Genomic DNA, 21,038 nt, shown 5'->3' on the forward strand with positions numbered 1-21,038 from the left:
CGATGTAATCGATTGCCTTGATGAATTAGCAGGTTATGCGATCAACACCGGGTTGTGTCAAGGATTTCACAATTCGAATTTGTAAACGATTGCCTCAATCGCGTTACATGCGGGACACTGGACCGTGCGGTTCGATAACCTCGGACCCGAATCGAGCAGAAAACGGGGGACGCATGCGCAAGGCGACCATTCGCGATGTCGCGGAACTGGCCGGGGTGTCGACGGCCACCGTGTCGCGGGCACTGTCCGGATCCCGCCCTGTCTCGGACGAGCTTGCAGCGACGATCAAACGAGCCGCGGATTCTCTCGGATACTCGGGAAACATCATCGCCAGCTCACTGCGTCGTAATCGGACGGACACTGTCGGAATGGTGGTTCCGAGTATCGCGAACCCCTTCTTCACTTCGCTGGTGGTCAACGTCGAACACGTCCTCGCTCGGCGCGGCCTACAACTGTTCCTGTGCGATTCTCGTTCCGATCCCGACGTGGAAGCGCAGCGGCTCAAGTCGCTCGTCTCCCGGCAAGTGGACGGAATCATCATCAGCCCGTGCCACGGCGAACTGAGTGCCGAGGCCGTCCGAGCCAGCGCGGCAACGCTTCCGGTCGTTCAACTGGACCGGTTTGCAATGGATACCCAGACGGACTGGGTCGGCGTCGACGACGACGCCGCTCAATCCCTGGTGATGGAGCATCTGTCGGAGCGTGGCGCGCAATCAGCTGCCTTCATCAGTTCCGAGCTGACCAATTCGTCAACAGAACTTCGCCGGGCCGGCTTCTTCCGCCACGCGGATCGAATGGGCATCGAAACTCGTGACGAGTGGACACAACTCGGCGAGTATTCGATCGAGTGGGGGCGCACGGCATCCAACATCATCCTGACCGGCAAAACTCGCCCCGACGCCCTGGTCTGCGCCGACGACTTGATCGCACTCGGCGTGTTGCAGACCTGTCACGCATTGGGCATCGACGTTCCCGGCGACGTTCTGGTCACCGGTTTCGACAACATCCCGTTCTCTGAATTGTGCAACCCTCCGTTGACCACCGTCGGGCAGCCGCAGGAAAGAATCGCGGAAGAAGCTGTGCGACTTCTGGATCAGGCGATGAACAACTCTTCCGAGTCGACAGCCCACATCGCGCTTGCTCCTGAACTGATTGTCCGTCAGTCCACCGTCGGCCAAGCGGCGGCAACCGCACCGTAAGCAGCGATCGCATCGTCCAGTTCGGAGACCTTGACGCTTTCGTTGGCCGCATGCATCAGCGAGGGAGTGCCAGGGCCCCAGATCACGACGGGAGCACCAGGGGCGGCGGCGGCCAGTACCGAAGCGTCGGTGAAGTACGAAACCGGTTCGGTTGCAACAGGGATAGGCAGGGTGGCCAACCACGGGTCCGACGCGTCGGTACGCACACCTCCCAGATGAATCGACGTCTCCACCGAGTCGACTTCTGGTTGGGCTCGCCACCACGCGAGCAGGTCGGCGCCGTCTCCCACCGTGCGGTGATCGATCACCGCACGTGCACTGTCCGGCACGATGTTCGGAGCCGAACCCCCGCCGACCAAGCCGAGGTTCCAGGTTTCGGCACCCAGAAACGCGTCGGACGACAGCGGAAGCTCACGCCGGGCTCGGTCGACGACGTCAAGCAGTTTGAGGACGGCGTTGGTTCCTCGCTGCGGTGTACTCCCGTGCGCGGCTTTTCCTTTGACGGACACTTCGAGCCACAGTGCGCCGCGGTGCCCCAGGTTGATGCGATTGCCGGTCGCCTCGGGAACGATGACGGCCCCGACCTCGAGATTCGCAACGGCGTCGGCCGAACGAACAGCCCCGAGCGATCCGATTTCCTCGTCGCTCGTCAGCAACAGCGCGACCGGGACTCCACGTTCGAAAGCGTCGACAACCGCGGCAGTAGCGGCAACAAGGCCGGCCTTCATATCCGATGTCCCTCTGCCGAGGAACAATTCGCCGTCGACCTGTGCGGCATACGGATCGAACTCCCAGTCGGAGACAGTGCCCACCGGCACCGTGTCCACGTGGCAGGCGAACAGGAGTCTGGCTGCCGAGGGTGCAGCTTCGTTGGTGATCAAGGCCCAGGGATGATTGCCGGTCAGGTCTGACTCCACCTTCGCCTGTGGCGCACGTGAGAGAACCAACGAGACAATCGAATCCATCGCCCGCCGTTGAGGAGCGGCCTCCCCCGAGACCGTGTCGAGAGCTACCAGTTCCGAGAGAAGTCCGAGGGAATCCATGTACCTATTCTTGCACTGCCACGGGATCAGTGCGCTGCCAGCTGGGCGATGACGACGTAATTGTCGTCGGTCGACTCTCCTTCGACGACATCACAATTGGCGAGGATCAGCCGTCCCGGAACCGATTCGCGCAACTCGTGAGCGCCCAGCAGCGAACCTTTGTGCAGCGGCCCGACTGTTTCGACGTCGTACTCGAGTGCGCCGTTCGGTGTACCCAGGAGAATTCGATCGCCCGGCTCCACTACCCGGAGCGCCCGGAACGGTGCTTCGCGAGTGGTGTAGTTGTGGCCGACCACGACAACTGTTTGTGTGGTCGATGTTCCCGGCATTCCGCTTTCACCCCACCACACCGGCAGTTCGTCGACAGGATTCAGTTGCTGCCCACTCTCGCCGCCGCGCATCAGCTTCTCCGAGTGCAACGGACTGCTCAGGTACGTGACCCCGGACGCAGACCTCAACTCGATCCGCTCGGGTTCTGCCGGATCGACGGTCACCGAAGCCGGTGCAGCCGCGATATGCGACTGCACCGGCGAGCGGTCTGGTAGCGATCCTGCGTTCTCGCCCGAACATCCGGATGCGAGGAGGGCGAGGATCGCTACCGCCGAGAGGCCGGCGCTACGCAGACGTGTTGCCCGGGCCGTCATGACGCTTGCGACGAACAACCACCGTCGTAGCTGCTGCGGCGGCAGCGCCGACGACTCCGACGCCGATCAATACAGCCGGCAGGTTGGAGTTGCTGCTACCGCTGGTGCTGCTGCTTGCGGTGTCGCCGAGAGCAAGATCGACCGGGGGCAGGCTTCCAGCGAGTGCCGGATCGCCGTCGGCGTCGGTGACGTAGTAGTCGACGACGTCGAAGGCTCCCTTGTTGTTGTAGTAGCCGACCAGCTTGACGCCGGTCTTGTTCACTACAGCGGTGGTCTCGTCGACCTTCGTGACTCCGGAGCCGTCGTCGGTGTGCTCACCGATGATCACCTCACCGCCGACGCCTGTTCCGTTGTCGATCTCCTTCTCGCCCTTTGCCTTGAGCTCGTCGACGATCTTCTGCGCTGCATCCGCTTCAGCCTTTGCGGCAGCTGCGGCGGCCTGAGCTTCCTTGGCCTTTGCTGCTGCGGCGTCGGCCGCCGCCTTCGCGTCTTCGGCGGCCAGGTAGAGATCCTGCGCCTTCTTACTCGCTGCTTCGGCAGCTTCGGCCTTCTTGGCGGCTTCGGCAGCCTTTTCGTCGGCGATTGCTCGCTTGTCGGTGGCCGCCTCCCCTGCAGCATCGGCCTCGGCCTGCGCCGTCTCCGCGGCCTTCTGTGCAGCGGCAGCGTCCTTCTGTGCGGAAGCTGCGGTAGCTGCCGCTTCATCTGCGGCCTTACGGGCGGCGGTGGCAGCTTCTACCTCGGTGGCGGCTGCGGACTCGGCTGCCTTGGCGGTGGTTTCGGCGGCGGTGGCCACCTTCTGAGTTTCCTTGACGGTGATCGCGAGCTGCTTGGCATTCCAAGCTGCGGCCAACGCCTGAGCCTTAGCGACGGCTGCCTTCGCGAAATCCCAGTTCTTGAAGGCTTCCTCGGCTTCCTTGTTCTTGTCCGCTACCAGTTTGGCGTTTGCATCCGCGGCAGCCTTCGCCTCATCGGCCTTGGCCTGCAGAGCATTAGCCTCGGCGCGCGCCTTTGCTGCCTCTTCGGTCTTGGGCCCCGAACCGGCGGCCTTCGCAGCCTCCTCGAGTTCAGCAGCCTTGGCTGCAGCCGCGTCGGCTTCTGCCTGAGCTGTTTTTGCTACCTCTTTCGCATCGGCCGCCGCGGACTCCGCAACCTTGGCTGCCTCTTCGGCTTCCTTGGCAGACTGTTCCGCGGCCCCGGCCTCCGCCTTGGCCTTGGTCGATTCGACCGCCGCCTTGGTTGCCTCGACGCTCGCCTGGGTCATTGCCTCGGTCGCCTTCACCGAAGTGTCTGTCGCTGCGGACGAGTCGACCCCTGCCGTCGCGGCTGCTTCGGCGGCCTTCGCTGCCGCGTCGGCAGCTGCCTTGGCTTTTGCTTCGGCTTCCGCCAGTGCTGCAGCGTCCGTACCAGCGGTTTCGGCACTGCCCGTGCCCGCGACCCCGGCTTCAACCTTCTCCGGCGTGGTCTCGGTGCTCGTCGCCGCGTCGGCGTCGGTGGTGGCAGCTGCCTCTTCCTCGGCGCAGGTCACCACCGGATCAGCGCTCGGGGTACACACGGTTTCCGGCTCTGCCGATGCAATTCCCGTGCCGCCCACCGCCAATCCGAGAGCTAGTACGGCACCGGCGGCCGCAGAGCGGACCCTCCGAGAATGGGCGATGGACTTCTCCGACATAGCGCTCAACCTTTCGGCCTTCTTTACGAAGACGGCAATTCCGGCGTGGACAGCCTTTACTTCGTCGGCTGACTTCCAGACGTTACGACCGGTCGGTCCGAAAAATTGAGAGCTGCTGCGCTAACCGCAGGAATCAGGACCGCGGAACGCGCCCCATCAGGTAGAACTCCGGATTGGGCAGCATGCCGGAGAAACTCGCCATGCGATTGCTGAGCCCGAAGAATGCAGTGATCGCGGCGATGTCCCACGCGTCCTCGTCGCCGAAGCCGTGCACACGAAGGGCGTCGAAGTCGGCGTCGGCGATTTCGTGTGAGGCGGAGTTCACCTTGGTGGCGAAGTCGAGCATCGCGCGCTGACGATCGGAGATCTCTGCGGTGCGATAGTTGACCGCAACCTGATCGGCAACCAGCGGCTTCTTCTCGTAGATACGCAGAATCGCGCCGTGCGCGACAACGCAGTACGTACATTTGTTGGCCGCAGAGATCGTGGTGACGATCATTTCTCGATCGCCCTTGGTGAGTGCGGAATCTTCCTTGAGCATGATCGCGTCGTGGTATGCGAAGAATGCCCGGAACTCGGCTGGGCGCCGAGCGAACATCAGGAAGACGTTGGGCACGAACCCCGACTTCTCCTGGATCTCGAGAATCTTGGCGGCGATGTCCTCGGGCACCTCGGTCAATTCAGCCTGCGGAAAACGGGTGCTCACTGTACCTCCTGGTCAACCATCGATGTTCGATTCAAGATAATGATGATTAACTGAGTTGTCCAGATGCATTTCCTGCCCTACTTTTTCGGGCACGGATAGTCGGGTACGGCCCAAGTGATCTGCGTAGCGTGAAACCCGTGAACAGGAAGACACGATGATCGACGGACTGAACCGCGCGCTCGACTACATCGAAAGCAATCTGAGCGGCGAGATCGAGACAGCCGAGATGGCAAGGCTGGCAACCACCTCGGAGTATCACTTTCGGAGGATGTTCTCAGCCCTGGCCGGCATTCCCGTATCCGAATACATCCGTCGACGTCGACTCACCCTGGCCGGTGCCGAGTTGTCCGTCAGCAGATCCGGAGTGTTGGAGACCGCCGTGAAGTACGGCTACTCGTCCGCGGAGGCCTTCACACGAGCGTTCACCGCATTTCACGGCGTGAGCCCCGGCGCGGTCACACGCGCTCCCGCCGTTCTCAAATCACAACCGAAACTTGTCATTCACGTGACACTGGAAGGAGCCACACCGATGGACTACATACTTGTGGACAAACCTGCCCTGACGGTAGTCGGGTTCAAGACCCGGGTTCCATTGGTTCACGAAGGTCCCAATTCTGCGATCGAAGATTTCACCCGCTCCGTGGACAAGGTTGCGTTGCGAGGGTTGCGCGAGCTCTCCGATCAGGACCCGGCGGGAATCGTCAGTGTCGTCGACAATTTGGCGCATCCCAGAACCGAAGGCACAGAACTGGATTACTACCTGGGAGTGGTCACCGGCAAACCTTCACCCACGGGTTTCGATCTGCTGACGGTCGACGCACACACGTGGGCCGTCTTCACCGCCGACGGGTCGGAAATCGAATCTGTGCAGTATTTGTGGCGAGATATCTACACGGAATGGTTCCCTGCCAACCCTTTTCGCTCCGTACCTGGTCCCGAGATCATGCGTACCGAATACAACGACGATTTCACCGTCGCACGGTTCGAGCTCTGGATTCCGGTCGAGAGCGAGCTGAGCGACGTCGGGGCGTAAAACAGCCGCCAGGTCGGATGGAAGTCACGACCCGGCGGCTGAGCCATCAGATGAAACAGACTGTCAAAGAATCAGTTTCGCTCCGGTAGCAGCAACCACGTCCTCGACGCTGATGCCCGGCGCCGTCTCCACCAGGCGGAGACCGTCGTCAGTCACGTCGATCACGGCCATGTCGGTGATGATTCGCTGGACGCAGCCCTTACCGGTCAGCGGAAGCGAGCACTTCTCGACGATCTTGTGCTCACCCTTCTTCGAGACGTGCTCCATCATCACGATGACGCGCTTTGCGCCGTGGACCAGATCCATCGCGCCGCCCATGCCTTTGACCATGTGGCCAGGGATCATCCAGTTCGCGAGGTCTCCGGTGGCACTGACCTGCATGGCACCGAGCACGGCAACGTCGACCTGGCCGCCGCGGATCATGCCGAACGACGCTGAGGAGTCGAAGAACGACGCACCGCGGAGAACGGTGATGGTCTCCTTGCCCGCATTGATCAGCTCAGGATCGAGTTCGTCCTCGGTCGGGTACGGCCCCACGCCCAGAACGCCGTTCTCCGAGTGCAATACAACGGTGATGTCGGTCGGGAGGTAGTTCGGAACCAGCGTCGGCATACCGATGCCGAGGTTCACGTACTGCCCGTCCTCGAGTTCGCGCGCGACGCGGGCCGCCATCTCTTCGCGGGTGAGTTTGGTGGGTAGTACAGAAGTCATGCTCGTACCGTCCGATTCTCGATGCCGACCGTCACGGGGCCGACGTGGACAACACGCTGAACGTGAATGCCCGGCGTGTGGATCTCGGCGGGGTCGAGCTCACCCGGCTCTACGAGGTGCTCGACCTGCGCAATGGTGATGCGCCCCGACGTTGCTGCAGCCGGATTGAAGTTCTGGGTACTCGCGCGGTAGACGAGGTTGCCGTGCCGGTCACCTTTCCAGGCATGGACCAGTGCATAGTCGGCGACGATGCCGCGCTCCATCACGTAGGTGACGCCGTCGAAGTCACGAGTTTCCTTGGGCGGACTGGCAACTGCGATGCCGCCGCTGCCGTCGTAACGCAGTGGCAGGCCGCCGTCGGCGACCTGGGTGCCGACGCCGGCCGGGGTGAAGAACGCGGGGATGCCCGCTCCCCCGGCGCGCATGCGCTCGGCGAGCGTGCCCTGCGGCGTGAGTTCGACTTCCAGCTCACCGGAAAGGTACTGACGCGCGAACTCCTTGTTGGAGCCGACGTACGAGCTGACAGTACGACGGATACGCCCCTTCTCAAGAAGCACTCCGAGCCCGAACCCGTCGGTGCCGCAGTTGTTGCTCACCGTTTCGAGTGATGTCGCGCCCTGCTCGAGGAGCGCATCGATGAGGATTTCCGGCACTCCGACGAGCCCGAAACCTCCGACAGCGATCGTGACGCCGTCCGGCACGTCGGCGACGGCCTCGGCAGCAGTGGGAATGACTTTGTCCATCATGTCGATCACAGTAGCGCGACCCGTACGTATTGTGAACCCCCGTCCGCATAACGAACATTTTTCGCCCCCGGCATTGCCTGGGTCACATCTACGAACTATTCTGTTCGCAGAGCGCAACACATGTACACATTGCGAACAACTTCACGTAACCGAACGACGAGGTTCCCTATGCTGCATCTACCGCCGAGGTACCAGCGGCCGACTGGCGTCAACGCCCCGGCCGATTTCGCGGACTACAAGACGACTTCCCTTCGCCACCCGAAGCAGCCGCTGAAGCTGCTCCCCCAGCGGCTCACGGAGCTCACCGGGCCGGTATTCGGCGAGGATCGCGTCGGCGCCGGCGAAAACGACCTGACCATTGCCAACGGCGGCGAAGCACAGGGACAGCGCATCGTCGTTCACGGCCGCGTACTCGACGGCGACGGAAAACCCGTCCCCCACACACTGCTCGAGGTCTGGCAGGCAAACGCAGGCGGACGCTACCGCCACACCGGCGACAACTGGCCCGCGCCGCTGGATCCGTTCTTCAACGGCCTGGGTCGCTGCGTCACCGACGCGAACGGCCACTACAGCTTCACCACGATCAAGCCGGGCGCCTACCCGTGGATGAACCACGACAACGCCTGGCGACCGGCACACATCCATTTCTCGCTGTTCGGCACGGCATTCACGCAGCGCCTCGTGACGCAGATGTACTTCCCCGACGATCCGATGTTCTTCCAGGACCCGATCTACAACGCAGTACCCGAAGCAGCACGTCACCGCATGGTCAGCGTCTTCGACTACGACGCCACAGTCCCCAACTGGGCTCTCGGGTTCCGCTTCGACATCGTCCTGCGCGGCCGTAACGCCTCCGTATTCGAGAACGAGGAAGACCACGATGACTGATCACACCGCGAAGCCCGCACCCACTTATCCGGTCGTCCCCGGCGACTTCACCACCGCCCCCTTCGGTGTCACGCCCTCTCAGACCGTCGGGCCGTACTGGCACATCGGCCTCCCCTGGACGGACGGCCCCGACGCCGCTCCCGCCGATACCCCCGGACGAATCACGCTGGCCATCACGGTGATCGACGGCGCCCGTACACCCGTCGCCGACGCGATGATCGAAACATGGCAGGCCGATACACTCGGACGCTTCAACCATCCGGACGATCCCCGTGGCGCAGTGGAGCTCACTCCGGCTGGTTTTCGCGGATTCGCCCGCAGCGCAGCGGATCCCACGGGCACTGCATTGGTCCACACTGTCAAGCCCGGTGCGCAGCCCACTGAAACGGATGCGGACGAGGCCCCACACGTGAACGTGTCGGTCTTCGCTCGCGGCATGCTCGACCGCCTGGTCACCCGCTTGTACTTCCCCGAAGACGCCGACGCACACGCAACAGATCCGGTGCTGTCCTCACTGAGCGAAACCGAACGCGCGAAGTTGGTTGCAACCAAGGTCGACGGTGGGTACTCCTGGACGGTCTATGTTCAGGACGAGGACGCGAACGGCGTCGAGACGCCCTTCTTCGAACTGTAAGAGGAGTACACATGCCCACTCGCGGCGCACTGTTCGACCCGGTGTTCGGGGCCACCCGCGTATCGGAGCACCTGTCCGACCAGGCGTGGGTCACCGCGTTGCTCGACGTGGAGGCCGCACTGAGTTGTGCGATGGCCACCGTCGGATTGGCGGACGGGGAACATTGCGCCGCGGTGGCTGCTGCTGCGGCCGAACTCTCACAACCGGGCGGTCTGGACATCGTGGCGCTCGGCCGCGCGTCGGCCGCCGGCGGAAATCCCGTCATTCCGCTGGTGAAGATGCTGCGCGAAAGGGTCGGACAGGAAGGTGTGCCTGCCTCCGTGGTGCACCCGGGCGCCACCAGTCAGGACATCATGGACTGTGCGCTGATGCTGTTGACGCGACGCGCGGGCGCGGTGGTTCTGGCCGACCTGACCCGCGCCGCCGATTCCGCCGCCCACCTCGCCCGCCTCCATCGCTCCACTCCGATGGTCGCGAGAACTCTGGGCCAGCAAGCACTTCCGACCACTTTCGGCCTTCTGGCCTCGAGTTGGTTCACCGCACTCGACGCCGCCGCGATCCGCCTCGAGATCGTGCTGTCCACGTTGCCGGTTCAGTTCGGCGGCGCCGCAGGCACACTCGCTGCGTTGTATCCCGATGGGCTCAGGATCGCCGATGCACTGGCAGACGAACTCGGCCTGGCCAGGCAGGTCACTCCCTGGCACACCGACCGCGTGACCATCGCAGAACTCGCGACCACGCTCGGTATCGTCGCCGGCGCTGTTTCCAAGCCCGCCACCGACATCACCGTCATGGCGTCCACCGAACTCTCCGAGGTCGCCGAAAGCGCTCCGGGCGGCTCATCGGCCATGCCGCACAAGCAGAATCCCGTCGCGGCCATCACCGCCCGCGCAGCAGCGCGACGTGCTCCCGCACTGGTCGCCACAGCCCTGTCGAACATGGATCACGAATTCGCCCGCGCTGCAGGCCCCTGGCACGCCGAGTGGGAAACCGTCACCGATCTCCTGCGTCTGGCAGGCGGAGCGGCGCACCAACTGTCCGTGAGCCTCACCGGCCTGCAAGTACACACCGAGTCGATGGCTCGCAATCTCGACATCACCGGTGGCCTGATTCTCGCCGAGCGTGTCACCAAGGCCCTGTCCGCACACACTGATCGAGCGCGCGACATCGTCACCGCGGCAGCCACTTCCGGAACCAGATTGGATCGTGATCCCGCCATCGCAGAGCACCTGAGCGAAACCGAGATCGCCGAACTACTCGACCCCGCACACTATCTGGGCCACGCCACCGATCTGGTCGACCGCGCCCTCGCCGAACGCCCCACAGGAGGATCTCGATGAGCGTCGCGCTCAACTTTCAACAGACCGGCAATCTCGATGCCCCGGCAGTGGTTCTCCTGGGTTCACTCGGATCCGATCTGTCCATGTGGCAGCCGCAGATTCACGCGCTGTCGAATCGCTACCGCGTCATCGCCGTCGACCATCGCGGCCACGGCAAGTCACCGGTGCCTACGGGCCCCTACTCAATTGCCGATCTCGCCGGCGATGTCATCGCTCTCCTCGATTCGCTCGAACTCGAGTCCGTACATCTCGTCGGGCTCTCCCTCGGCGGCGCTGTCAGCCAATGGATCGCCGCGCACCACCCCACTCGCGTCGAGACGTTGACATTGATGTGCACGTCCTCGCAGTTCGCCCCGGCTCAACCGTGGATCGATCGTGCTCGGGCTGTCCGTGCGGACGGTATTGCATCCATCGCGGCCGCCGTCGTCGGACGCTGGTTCACGCCGGGACTGGCCGAGAACGATCCGGAGCTTGTCGCCCGTCACGTCGCGATGGTCGAAGCCACACCCGACGAGGGCTATGCCGCCTGCTGCGAGGCGCTTTCGACGTGGGACGGCCGCAACGACCTGGCCCGCATCGTCGCTCCGACGCTCCTCGTCGCGGGCGAGCAGGATCCGGCGACGCCTCCGTCGACGTTGGGTGCGATCGCCGACGGCATCGCCGATGCGGTACTGCACGTGGTCGATCCGGGCGCACACCTGGCCAACGTCGAACAAGCCGGGCGCGTCACCAAACTACTTGCAACGCATATTGCCTCGCACACATCTGCGCTCGCCCAACGTAGCGCCGCGGTGTCGGCCGGCATGACCGTACGACGCCAGGTGCTCGGCGACGCCCACGTCGACCGTTCCATTGCCGGTGCCACCGAGTTCACCGCCCCTTTCCAGGACTTCATCACTCGCACGGCGTGGGGTGACATCTGGTCGCGCCCCGGCCTCGATCACCACACCCGCAGGCTCCTCACTCTCGCGATCCTCACTGCCGTCGGCAACGAACACGAACTCGACATGCACATTCGCGCTGCGCTGCGTGCCGGGATCGATCCCGACGAACTCGTGGAAGTATTTCTCCATACCGCGGTCTATGCGGGTGTGCCGAACAGCAACTTGGCTTTTGCGCTGGGAAAGCAAGCACTCGCGGACCTCTCGGCCGAACCTGAGGAGAACGAGACAACATGAGTGAGAACAGCAGCGAGCAGGCGCCGGGACCGTCCCCGGACTACGTGCAGTCGCTGGCCCGTGGGCTTTCCGTCATCAAGGCTTTCGACGGTGAGCACCCGCGTCGCACCCTCAGCGAGGTTGCCCGGCACACCGATCTCACGCGTGCGACTGCTCGCCGCTTCCTACTCACGCTCGTCGAACTCGAATACGTACGTACTGACGGTTCGGTGTTCTGGTTGACGCCCCGTGTCCTCGAACTCGGCTACAGCTACCTCTCCAGTCTGTCCCTTCCCGAGATCGCCGGGCCGCATCTGGAAGCCTTGTCCGCCAAGGTCCGTGAATCCACGTCCGTGTCGATCCTCGACGGTGACGACGTCGTGTACGTGGCTCGTGTTCCGGTCAGCCGCATCATGACGGTGTCCATCACCATCGGCACGCGCTTTCCCGCGTACGCCACATCCATGGGTCGAGTTCTGCTCGCCGGCTTGCCCGACGACGCACTGGACGCCTACCTCGCCCGAGTGTCCTTCGCCCGCCTGACCGGCAAGACCATCTCCACCGCCGACGGACTGCGTGCCGAACTCGAGAAGATTCGCGCCGACGGGTTCGCGATTGTCGATCAGGAACTCGAAGAGGGTCTGCGCTCGCTCGCCGCACCCATCCGGGACGCGACCGGTGACGTGGTCGCGGCCGTCAACATCTCCACCCAAGCCGCCCGCTACAGCGCCGAAGCTGTTCGCGGTGAACTGGTTCCGGCCGCAGTCGCCACCGCGGACGCCATCTCCGTCGATCTCGGACGTACTCAGTCGTCCAACAATCACTCGGCTGCCACCCGCTGACCGAGCAGACCCAAGGAAGAACTAATGCCTGACGTTGTCATCTGTGAACCGCTCCGTACCCCTGTCGGCCGCTTCGGCGGTGTCTTCCGTGACGTAGCCCCGGAAGATCTCGCCTCGACGCTGATCACCGAACTCGTCACGCGTACCGGCATTTCCGGCGCGGAGATCGACGACGTCATTCTCGGCCAGGCTTCGCCGAACGGTGAGGCTCCGGCGATCGGACGCATCGCGGCGCTCAACGCGGGTCTGGGCATCGATGTTCCCGGCATGCAGGTGGATCGCCGGTGCGGGTCGGGATTACAGGCAGTCATCCAGGCCGTCATGCAGGTTCAGTCCGGTGGCAGTGACCTGGTCCTCGCCGGCGGTGCCGAGTCGATGAGCCAGGCCGAGTTCTACGCAACCGGAATGCGTTGGGGCGTCAAGGGTGAAGGAGTTGCGCTCAGCGATCGTCTCGCGCGCGCCCGCGTCGCAGCCGGCGGACGTGACTTCCCGGTTCCCGGCGGAATGATCGAAACGGCAGAGAACCTGCGCGCCGAGTTCTCCATCAGCCGCGAGGATCAGGATGCACTCGCGGTTCAGTCCCATCAGCGTGCAGTCGCAGCACAGAAGAACGGCGTCTTCGCCGAGGAAATCGTTCCGGTATCCGTTCCGCAGCGCAAGGGCGAGACCCTGCTCGTCGACACCGACGAGCATCCACGCGCCGACACCTCGATGGAATCGCTTGCGCGCCTTCGTCCCATGCGCGCAAAGATCGACCCGGACTCCACCGTGACTGCAGGTAATGCCAGCGGGCAGAACGACGGCGCAGCACTGGCGATCGTCACCACCGCCGACAAAGCTCGTACCCTCGGACTGCGACCGCTCGCACGCCTCGCGAGTTGGAGCGTTGCGGGCGTTCCGCCGCGCACCATGGGCATCGGCCCCGTACCGGCGTCGGAGAAGGCACTCGGCCGCCTCGGATTGACCCTGGCGGACATGGACGTCATCGAACTCAACGAAGCCTTTGCGGCACAAGCACTTGCAGTCCTGCAGAGCTGGAATCTCGAGGCCGACGACCCACGCATCAACCCCAACGGCTCCGGCATCTCCCTCGGACATCCGGTCGGTGCCACGGGTGGACGAATCCTGGCCACCCTGTTGCGCGAGATGGACCGTCGCGAAGCGCGTTACGGCCTCGAGACGATGTGCATCGGCGGCGGGCAGGGCCTGGCTGCGGTCTTCGAGCGCCTGTCCTGATCAAGCCCCGACGTGCGCGACGCCGGAGTCACCGAGTTCGCCGCGTAGGCCGTCGAGAAAGACACGCAGCAGGTCGGTGAGTTCGGCCTGCTGCTGCTCGGTGAGAATCGACGTCAGTTCGGCTTCACGGCCGAGGACTCGGTCCACCAATTGCTCCACCAGTTCGTGACCGGCGGCAGTGAGGGTCACGAGCACTATTCGTGACCCTTCCGCGGCGGAAGACCTCTCCACCAGACCCGCGTTCTCCGCGCGCGCGAGTCGCTGCGAGATCGCACCGGCCGTGACTCCGGTCTGCTCGGTGATCTGGCGAGTCGTCAACTGATACGGCTCGCCGGATCGCCGCAGGACACTGAGCAGGTCCAGAGTCGCGGTGTCCGCACCGGCCGAGGCGAGTACCCGTCGGCGATCCTCACCGAGCAGCTTGGCGCACATCCACAGCCTGGTGACGATGCCGATACCCTCTACGGGCGTGCCCGGCCGTTCGCGAAGCCACGCCAAGGCAACCGCGTCCACCGCGTCGTCCGGGTTGTAGTCGCCCACCACTGCACACCTCGTTTAGCTCTAAATGATACGTTCTTCGTATAGGTCTAAACGTAGCTCACGGAGGTAGGCATGACACGCACAGTTCTGGTAACCGGCGGCGGAACAGGGATCGGACGCGCAGTTGCAGCGGCGTTCGCCCGAGACGGAGACACCGTTTTTGTCACCGGCCGACGCACGGAACCACTCGAAAAGACCGCGGAGGAGTTGGGCGATAATGTTCACGCCTTGACTTGTGACAATTCCGACCCGAAAGACCTGAAGCGGCTGCAGGATTCACTTCCGGGAACCATCGACGTCGTGGTGCACTGCGCCGGCGGTAACACGGACTTCGATCGCGAAGCGCCGTCAGATCTGGAATCCCTGGCCGCCGGGTGGCGGGCCAATCTGGACTCCAATCTGATCTCGGCAGTGTTGACCACAGCAGCAGTTCGAGATCGAATCCCCAGTGGCGGTGCCGTCATCACCATCGGATCGATTGCCGCCGACAAGGGAGCTGGAGCGTACGGCGCTGCCAAAGCAGCAGTTGCCACGTGGAATGTCGATCTGGCCGCCGAACTGGGCCCAGAAGGCATCACGGCGAACATCGTCTCCCCCGGTTACATCGCCGACACCGAGTTCTTCCGGGACTTTCTGACGGACGAGCGTCGCGCGATGCTGATCGAATCCACCAGCACCAAGCGCGCCGGAACCCCGGACGACATCGCATCAGCCGTCCATTTCTTGGCCTCACCGGGTGCCCGGCAGATCACCGGTCAGGTATTGGCAGTCAACGGCGGTGAGAGAACCAGTCGCTGATCACGCCAGGTGGCGCTCGAAGAACGAGTCGATTCGCTTCCAGGCATCCTGCGCTGCAACAGGATCGGGACCGATTCCGAGGATGCGCTCCAAAGGACGAAGCACCTTGGGTCCGGCCTCCGCGTCGTTGAGGAACGCGTGGCCGGCGGTGGGGTACTCCTTGACGTCGTTCTCGATACCGGCATTGCTGAGCGCCGTCTCCAGCTTCGCTGCCGCGCCCCGGAGCGAAAAGTCCTTGCCTCCGAAACTCCCGACGATCGGGCACGCATCCACCACGGCCTCATCGAGTTTGCGTGGAAGCTGACCGTAATTGACCGAGGCAGCGTCGAAATCTCCGGCGCTGACCATCGCGAAGCCGCCGCCCATGCAGAATCCGATGACACCGATCTTTCCGGTGCAGTCCGGGGATTCCACCAGCCAACTGCGAGCGACTTCGATGTCGGTGAACGCCTTGCCGTGTCCTCGAAGCATCGACGTCATGGTGGGCACTAGGCACCGCTTCGCCCCGCCCGCGCTGTAGAGGTCGACAGCGAGCGTCAGGAATCCCGCAGCGGCCAGCCGCTTGGCTTGCCGCTGCATCACCTCCTCGAGCCCGAAGGCCTCGTGAATCATCACTACCCCCGGCCACGGGCCGGGGGTAGTGGGGGTTTCGAGTATCGCTCGCAGCGGTTGTGATCCGCCGACTACTGCGGCGCGGCCCGTCAGATCTATGTCCACCATGTTTCGATGCTAGGCCGACGCGGCGTCAATAGGCTCGGAAGCGAGGTCAGGGGAGCTGTTTTCCCTGGCCCGCCGCAAGCCCGGTCAAGACCCCGGCGAGCTGCGGCAAGGCGTACGGCGCGCTCAGTGGACCGAAATTATCGACAAAGGCATTCGAGAGCAGAAGTTCGACCGGCGCATAGGATCGCGCCTTCACCGCGGGGAGGTTCTGGAAAACTGCGAAGTTCTCCAACCTCGTCGTCGCTTCCTGATCAGAAGCGAGGCTGAGCAAAATGTCTGCGGGTGCGAGTACCTCCGCCTGCTCCATCGACAGCGCAGTCATCTGCTCGGCGTTGTATCCGCGATAGTCGAGTCCGAGTTCGCGCAGCAGAACCCCGGGCGCACTGGCATCCCCCTGCACATACAACTGATCGCCGTACATCGAGCCGATCATGATCGTCTTGCCACCCAAGCCGTTCAGGGAAGCTGCGGTGTCGGAGATCAGAGCGTCGGTCCGGGCGATCGCTGCAGCAGCAGCCTCGTCGACAAAAGCTGCCTGCCCGACCGTGGCGACGCCGTCACGCCACGAGGTGGTCCAGTCCAGCGCGATGACCGGAGCGATCTGACTGAGCCTCTCGGCGGCAGGTTCGAGATAAGTCTTCATTCCGATGATGAGGTCCGGCGAGTAGCGCGCGATGATTTCCGGGTTGATTTCGCCTGTGGTGCCGAAGCTTTCGAGGTCGGCTATTCCCGCGGTGCTCTGCCAAGGCAGTGAACCGCGGTCCCACGATCCTGTGTTGCCGTAGGCGACTGGGTGAACGCCGAGCGAGAGCAGGAATTCCAGATCCGTGAAGTCGCTGGCAACAACGATCCTTTCCGGCTTTCCCGAGATCGTGGTGGTTCCGAGCGCATTGATCACCTCACGTTGTTCGCCGGCATCAGAAGCATCTGATGTAGTCGAACACCCCGCAAGGATGGCGGCCGCTGCCACTGCGCCGACCCCGAAGAACCCACGGCGGCTGAGCTGGTCCACAAGTTCAGCGGTCGTCGGTGATTCGCGAATCGTTCCGTACACGTGTGCACTCTCCTTCTCGGCATCTGCTGCGCGCGCCGAGGGCACAGCGAATGCGAGATTAGCCCACCCTGAGCACGAGTGGGGCTCCTACGTTTTGGTGTACGGCAACCATTGACGTTTAAATATATCGATTGATATATTTAAACGAAAGTTGTACTGCCCATCGAAACGGAGACCGTATGAGCGCGCCGGCCACCACCCCGCCAACAATTGCCAAGTCCGAACTGGAACTTCGCCGCGAACTCGCCGCCGTCTACCGGTTGCTCGCCCACTTCAAGATGACGGACCTCATCTTCACGCACGTCTCGGTGCGCCTACCAGGACCCGAACATCACTTCCTCATCAATCCGTACGGCCTTCTCTTCGAAGAGATCACAGCATCCAACCTGGTCAAGATCGATCTCGACGGGAACCTCGTCGAGCCGTCCGAATATCAGGTCAACCCAGCAGGATTCGTAATCCATGGGGCAGTGCACTCCGCGCGGTCAGACGCACAGTGCGTCCTTCATACCCACACCAAGGCCGGCTGCGCCGTCGCAGCACAGGAAGACGGTCTGCTGCCGCTCAACCAGATCTCGATGGAGTTCTACAATCGGGTCGGCTACCACGACTACGAGGGCATCGCTCTCAACACCGTCGAGCGTGAGCGGTTGGTGAAGGATCTCGGCACCCACCCCGCGCTGATTCTCCGCAATCACGGCCTGCTGACTGTCGGCGAGACTGCGTCGGAAGCATTTCTGCGAATGTTCTACCTGGAGAAAGCATGCGACATCCAGATCGCCGCACAGGCTTCCGGCAGTCTGCGCCTACCCTCCCCTGAACTGGCGGAGTACACCGCCAGACAATTCGCGGGCGAGGTGAAAGACGAGTTCAGTGACGACCAGGCTTACGAATTAGCCTGGGCTGCACTACTTCGCCTTCTCGATCGAATCGATCCGGAATACAAGAACTGAGGCGAGCGCCCCTCAGGACCCCGGTGCGGCTACAACGCCCACCGGGGACTTTCCCGTCAGCACCGCAACGACGTTGAGTGCGGACTGTCTGGCCAGGGTCCCCGAGACCGCCGACGAATACCAGGCAGAATGAGGAGTGATCGTCAGGTTCGGAATCTGCAGTATCGGATCATCAGCAGTCGGCGGTTCTGCCGGTAGCACGTCGACCGCAGCGCCGGCCAATCTGCCGCTACGCAAAGCACTTCCGAGCGCTTCGTGATCGACGAGGCCTCCGCGCGAGACGTTGACCAGGAACGATCCCGGCTTCATCGACGCCAAAGCCTGAGCGTCCACGATACCGGCGGTCTCCGGAGTCAACGGCACATGCAGGCTCAGCACGTCCGATCGACGCAGAAGCTCGTCCCACTCCACGACCTCGACGCCGGGCGCTCCGGCCGAGAGCGAACGCCCCGCTGCCAAGACCGTCATCCCCAGCGCTGCTGCACGGCTGGCAAGTGCCTGAGCGATCAGTCCGAATCCATAGAGGCCCAGAACTGTTCCTGCGATCCGACGTGGCGGATACTCCACGACACTCCAACGACCTTGGTGCACTGCGGCATCAAGCGGACCGATGGAGCGCAGCAAGGACAGGATCGACGCCAGCGCATGATCGGCCACCTCCTCGGTGCAGTAGTCGACCGCGCGAGTGACGGTGACGCCCCGATCATGCGCCGCGCCCACCGGCAGGTGATCGAACCCGGCCGAGGTGGCCGCGAGGAGACGCAGATCCGGCAAGGAGTCGAGATGATGTGCGTCGAGCCCTACAGTCTCCGGCCCCACCAGTAGCGCGATTATGCCTGCGCCGCTCGGGATCTCGGAACTGAACTCGACGCCGACGTCGATCCCGGCGGCGCCGAGAGTTTCTCGCAGAGTGCCGAGGTCGATGAAATCGTCGAGCACCACGATTCGATCCGTCACGTCCGAGCCTCCGCGGTAATCGCTTGCAAGACTGCGTCGACGCCTCGGGCCACCGCGCCGGGAGCCCGAATGGCGTCCATCATGAAGGGATCAAGAATCGACTGCATGGCAAGGCCGTCGGTGAGTCCGACCAACCTGATCGTCACGAGGTCGGGGTCGACATCTGCCGGCACCGATCCCTCCTGTTGCGCCTCCAGAACCGTCTCGAGAACGATCCGGCGCCACCGAGCGAGAAAGCCCGCGATCTCACTGCGAGCCTTCTCTTCCTGTGCGCCTTCGGCGTAGAAGAAGAGGAACACGCGCGTCATCGCCAGGCGTCGATCGTCGAGCGGCAAGACACTGGCGGTGATTCCCCGCAACTTTTCGAGCGCCGAGTTGTCGACCTGATCCAGGATGACCTGATACTGATCACCTTGGATGTCCGCTGCCCGGCGCAGCGCGGCGAGGAGAAGTTCGTGTCGAGAATTGAAGTAGTGGTTCAACACTCCGGTCGACCATCCACTCTCCTCGGCAACCGCCCTGGTGGTCACCGCCGAGATACCCTCGCGGGCGATCAGGCTGAGGACAGCGTCGGCCAGCACCAACCGTCGCTCGTCGTGATCAACGACCTTGGGCACGATCTACCTCCTTGTGGCGTGCACTCCTGCACGCACCGACCTTCAGGCTATCGGGGCAACTTCCGGTTCGGCCGTCTCCGTGTCCTTTCCGGAAACTCGCTCGTTCCAGATCTTCATCACCGCGGGCGGAGTCGGCGCCGTGGTCAGACTCAGCGCAACGAAGACAACGAGTGCACTCACCAGACCGACGTACACCGGTTCGTTGGCCAGCACGTCGCCGACGACGAACATCGTGATCAGAGTCGCCGCCGTTCCCACCGCCATCGAAGCCATTGCCGCGGTTCCGGTGGCCCTCTTCCACACCAGACCACCGAGGATGGGGACGAGCAGGCCACCCACGAGGATGTCGTACGCAATCGTGAGCGCCGCGACGATGTCGTTGATCAGGGCAGCGAGAACGATACTGACGAGGCCGATCACGATGACGTACAGGCGGTTTCCGCGCACATCTGCTTCCGGATCGGACGTATCCAGGCCAGGCTGTGTACGCCCGAAGATCTTCGAGACGAGAGGCAAGACGTCTTGCCGAGCCACTGTGGCAGTGGCGATCAGTGCGCCGGAAGCGGTCGACATCATCGCTGCGACGGCGGCTGCCAGCACAATTCCGCTGAGACCGATCGGGAGAACGTGAACGGCGACGTCGGCGTAGACGTCGTCGGACGAACCGATGTCGGGCATCAGAGCCGAAGCCGCCAGACCGATCAGCGCACCTGCCACACCGTAAAGCAGGCAGTAAACGCCCGCAGCGACGCCGCCCCAGCGCGCAACTTCGGGCGACTTGGCCGTGAACACGCGCTGCCAGATGTCCTGCCCGATAAGGATTCCGAGCGTGTACACGACGAAGAAGGTGATGATCGTGCCGGTGCCGATAGTGCCGAGTGAGAACGCTGCGTCGCCCACACGCTCCTTGATCCCGTCGTACCCACCCGCTTTCGACCAGGTGAACGGGAGCAGGAGGAAGAAGATTCCGATCGTCTTGATGACGAACTGAACAACGTCGGTCAGCGTGATCGACCACATGCCGCCCATCGCGGAGTACGCGACGACGATCAATCCACCGAGGACTACGGAGAGCGTCCGGTCGAAACCGAAGAGCACGTTGAAGATAGTGGCGTAGGCGATGGTGGACGTGACGGTGAGCATCAACGTGTAGGCCATCATCACGATGCCGGACGCGCCGGTTGCGTCGATTCCGTAGCGCAACTTCAGCATTCCCGAAACCGTGTACACCTTCAGACGCTGAATCCGGGAGGCGAACAACAAACTCAGCAGGAGCACACCAGCGGCGATGGAGACAACCAACCACATACCGGAGATTCCGTATTTGTAGCCGAGGCCGACACCGCCGACCGTCGACGCTCCGCCGATGACGACGGCGGCCATCGTGCTCGTGTAGAGAACTCCACCGAGCCTTCGACCGGCGACGAGGTACTCACTGGAGTTGCTCGCGCGGCGTTTGCCCCACCAACCGAAAGCCAGCATTGCGGCCAGGTAGGTCAGGATTATGGCTATGTCCATGGTGACGATTCCTTCGTGAAGTACCAGCAGGTC

General features: G+C 63.2%; 22 protein-coding genes. 10 read left to right on the plus strand and 12 right to left on the minus strand.

All coding sequences use genetic code 11. The features are described 5' to 3' along the window. The first annotated feature begins 173 nt into the window (after positions 1–173). On the plus strand, positions 174–1,199 hold the full coding sequence (locus ACBG85_RS25035) for a LacI family DNA-binding transcriptional regulator (RefSeq protein ID WP_042446970.1): 1,026 nt from the start codon (positions 174–176) through the stop codon (positions 1,197–1,199). On the opposite strand, the gene ACBG85_RS25040 is transcribed toward ACBG85_RS25035, so the two are convergent. The 4 genes from ACBG85_RS25040 to ACBG85_RS25055 all read right to left on the minus strand — a co-directional run bounded on the left by ACBG85_RS25040 (position 1,160) and on the right by ACBG85_RS25055 (position 5,261). Beyond that, positions 1,160–2,242 (minus strand): M20/M25/M40 family metallo-hydrolase, encoded by a 1,083-nt coding sequence (locus ACBG85_RS25040; protein WP_054828142.1) that lies wholly within the window; start codon positions 2,240–2,242, stop codon positions 1,160–1,162. The two genes, ACBG85_RS25035 and ACBG85_RS25040, sit on opposite strands and share 40 nt — an antisense overlap. 26 nt (positions 2,243–2,268) lie before the next feature. After that, positions 2,269–2,886 carry a sortase domain-bontaining protein gene (locus ACBG85_RS25045; protein WP_054828141.1) on the minus strand — a complete coding sequence of 206 codons (618 nt, stop codon included), beginning with the start codon at positions 2,884–2,886 and terminating at the stop codon, positions 2,269–2,271. Next, complete coding sequence (locus ACBG85_RS25050; protein WP_372025260.1) at positions 2,858–4,555, minus strand: hypothetical protein; 1,698 nt, start codon at positions 4,553–4,555, stop codon at positions 2,858–2,860. The genes ACBG85_RS25045 and ACBG85_RS25050 overlap by 29 nt, the downstream gene beginning before the upstream one ends. Positions 4,556–4,688: 133 nt before the next feature. Further along, the gene (locus ACBG85_RS25055; RefSeq protein ID WP_003940498.1) at positions 4,689–5,261 is read right to left on the minus strand and encodes a peroxidase-related enzyme; all 573 of its coding nucleotides are present in this window, start codon (positions 5,259–5,261) and stop codon (positions 4,689–4,691) included. Between the two features lie 154 nt (positions 5,262–5,415). Between ACBG85_RS25055 and ACBG85_RS25060 the strand changes: the two genes are divergently transcribed. Next, positions 5,416–6,294, plus strand: coding sequence for an AraC family transcriptional regulator (locus ACBG85_RS25060; RefSeq protein WP_214923994.1), 879 nt, complete (start codon positions 5,416–5,418; stop codon positions 6,292–6,294). Between the two features lie 63 nt (positions 6,295–6,357). Here ACBG85_RS25060 and ACBG85_RS25065 read toward each other — a convergent pair whose 3' ends face one another. Further along, positions 6,358–7,005: a CoA transferase subunit B gene (locus ACBG85_RS25065; protein ID WP_214923996.1), complete on the minus strand. Its 648-nt coding sequence runs from the start codon at positions 7,003–7,005 to the stop codon at positions 6,358–6,360. Beyond that, the gene (locus tag ACBG85_RS25070) at positions 7,002–7,748 is read right to left on the minus strand and encodes a CoA transferase subunit A (RefSeq protein ID WP_030536554.1); all 747 of its coding nucleotides are present in this window, start codon (positions 7,746–7,748) and stop codon (positions 7,002–7,004) included. Before ACBG85_RS25070 ends, ACBG85_RS25065 begins: the two co-directional genes overlap by 4 nt. A gap of 171 nt (positions 7,749–7,919) precedes the next feature. Between ACBG85_RS25070 and pcaH the strand changes: the two genes are divergently transcribed. The 6 genes from pcaH to ACBG85_RS25100 are packed head-to-tail and all read left to right on the plus strand — an operon-like array spanning position 7,920 to position 13,848. Next, entirely contained in the window at positions 7,920–8,639 is a 720-nt protein-coding gene (gene pcaH / locus ACBG85_RS25075) for a protocatechuate 3,4-dioxygenase subunit beta (RefSeq protein WP_007730015.1), read from the plus strand. Beyond that, positions 8,632–9,273, plus strand: coding sequence for a protocatechuate 3,4-dioxygenase subunit alpha (gene pcaG / locus ACBG85_RS25080; RefSeq protein WP_209909986.1), 642 nt, complete (start codon positions 8,632–8,634; stop codon positions 9,271–9,273). Before pcaH ends, pcaG begins: the two co-directional genes overlap by 8 nt. Before the next feature lie 11 nt (positions 9,274–9,284). Further along, on the plus strand, positions 9,285–10,613 hold the full coding sequence (gene pcaB / locus ACBG85_RS25085; RefSeq protein ID WP_050654574.1) for a 3-carboxy-cis,cis-muconate cycloisomerase: 1,329 nt from the start codon (positions 9,285–9,287) through the stop codon (positions 10,611–10,613). After that, positions 10,610–11,791, plus strand: a complete 1,182-nt coding sequence (gene pcaD / locus ACBG85_RS25090; protein WP_064114168.1) for a 3-oxoadipate enol-lactonase — start codon at positions 10,610–10,612, stop codon at positions 11,789–11,791. Before pcaB ends, pcaD begins: the two co-directional genes overlap by 4 nt. Then, positions 11,788–12,612, plus strand: coding sequence for an IclR family transcriptional regulator C-terminal domain-containing protein (locus ACBG85_RS25095; protein WP_007730008.1), 825 nt, complete (start codon positions 11,788–11,790; stop codon positions 12,610–12,612). The genes pcaD and ACBG85_RS25095 overlap by 4 nt, the downstream gene beginning before the upstream one ends. 24 nt (positions 12,613–12,636) lie before the next feature. Further along, complete coding sequence (locus ACBG85_RS25100) at positions 12,637–13,848, plus strand: acetyl-CoA C-acetyltransferase (RefSeq protein WP_064114167.1); 1,212 nt, start codon at positions 12,637–12,639, stop codon at positions 13,846–13,848. Here the strand turns inward: ACBG85_RS25100 and ACBG85_RS25105 are convergent, their stop codons facing one another. Beyond that, positions 13,849–14,388 (minus strand): MarR family winged helix-turn-helix transcriptional regulator, encoded by a 540-nt coding sequence (locus tag ACBG85_RS25105; protein WP_225320148.1) that lies wholly within the window; start codon positions 14,386–14,388, stop codon positions 13,849–13,851. 72 nt (positions 14,389–14,460) lie between these two features. On the opposite strand from ACBG85_RS25105, the gene ACBG85_RS25110 reads away from it, so the two are divergent. Beyond that, positions 14,461–15,186, plus strand: coding sequence for an SDR family NAD(P)-dependent oxidoreductase (locus tag ACBG85_RS25110; RefSeq protein WP_030536548.1), 726 nt, complete (start codon positions 14,461–14,463; stop codon positions 15,184–15,186). Here the strand turns inward: ACBG85_RS25110 and ACBG85_RS25115 are convergent, their stop codons facing one another. Together ACBG85_RS25115 and ACBG85_RS25120 are read right to left on the minus strand one after the other, a co-directional pair. Continuing rightward, entirely contained in the window at positions 15,187–15,906 is a 720-nt protein-coding gene (locus ACBG85_RS25115) for a dienelactone hydrolase family protein (protein WP_030536547.1), read from the minus strand. It abuts the gene before it with no gap. Between the two features lie 46 nt (positions 15,907–15,952). Then, the gene (locus ACBG85_RS25120; RefSeq protein WP_253741291.1) at positions 15,953–17,005 is read right to left on the minus strand and encodes an ABC transporter substrate-binding protein; all 1,053 of its coding nucleotides are present in this window, start codon (positions 17,003–17,005) and stop codon (positions 15,953–15,955) included. 134 nt (positions 17,006–17,139) lie between these two features. On the opposite strand from ACBG85_RS25120, the gene ACBG85_RS25125 reads away from it, so the two are divergent. Next, positions 17,140–17,913 (plus strand): class II aldolase/adducin family protein, encoded by a 774-nt coding sequence (locus tag ACBG85_RS25125; RefSeq protein ID WP_047272043.1) that lies wholly within the window; start codon positions 17,140–17,142, stop codon positions 17,911–17,913. Between the two features lie 12 nt (positions 17,914–17,925). Here ACBG85_RS25125 and ACBG85_RS25130 read toward each other — a convergent pair whose 3' ends face one another. From ACBG85_RS25130 to ACBG85_RS25140, 3 genes are read right to left on the minus strand one after another with little or no spacing between them, the layout of a single operon-like run. Next, a complete protein-coding gene (locus ACBG85_RS25130) occupies positions 17,926–18,870 on the minus strand; it encodes a C-terminal binding protein (protein WP_047272041.1) in 945 nt (314 codons plus the stop codon). Further along, positions 18,867–19,487, minus strand: coding sequence for a TetR/AcrR family transcriptional regulator (locus ACBG85_RS25135; protein WP_372025267.1), 621 nt, complete (start codon positions 19,485–19,487; stop codon positions 18,867–18,869). Before ACBG85_RS25135 ends, ACBG85_RS25130 begins: the two co-directional genes overlap by 4 nt. 42 nt (positions 19,488–19,529) lie before the next feature. Continuing rightward, entirely contained in the window at positions 19,530–21,005 is a 1,476-nt protein-coding gene (locus tag ACBG85_RS25140; RefSeq protein ID WP_003940304.1) for a sodium:solute symporter, read from the minus strand. Positions 21,006–21,038 lie beyond the last annotated feature (33 nt).

The sequence above is a fragment of the Rhodococcus sp. NyZ502 genome (assembly GCF_041464245.1).
GTDB lineage: Bacteria > Actinomycetota > Actinomycetes > Mycobacteriales > Mycobacteriaceae > Rhodococcus_F > Rhodococcus_F qingshengii.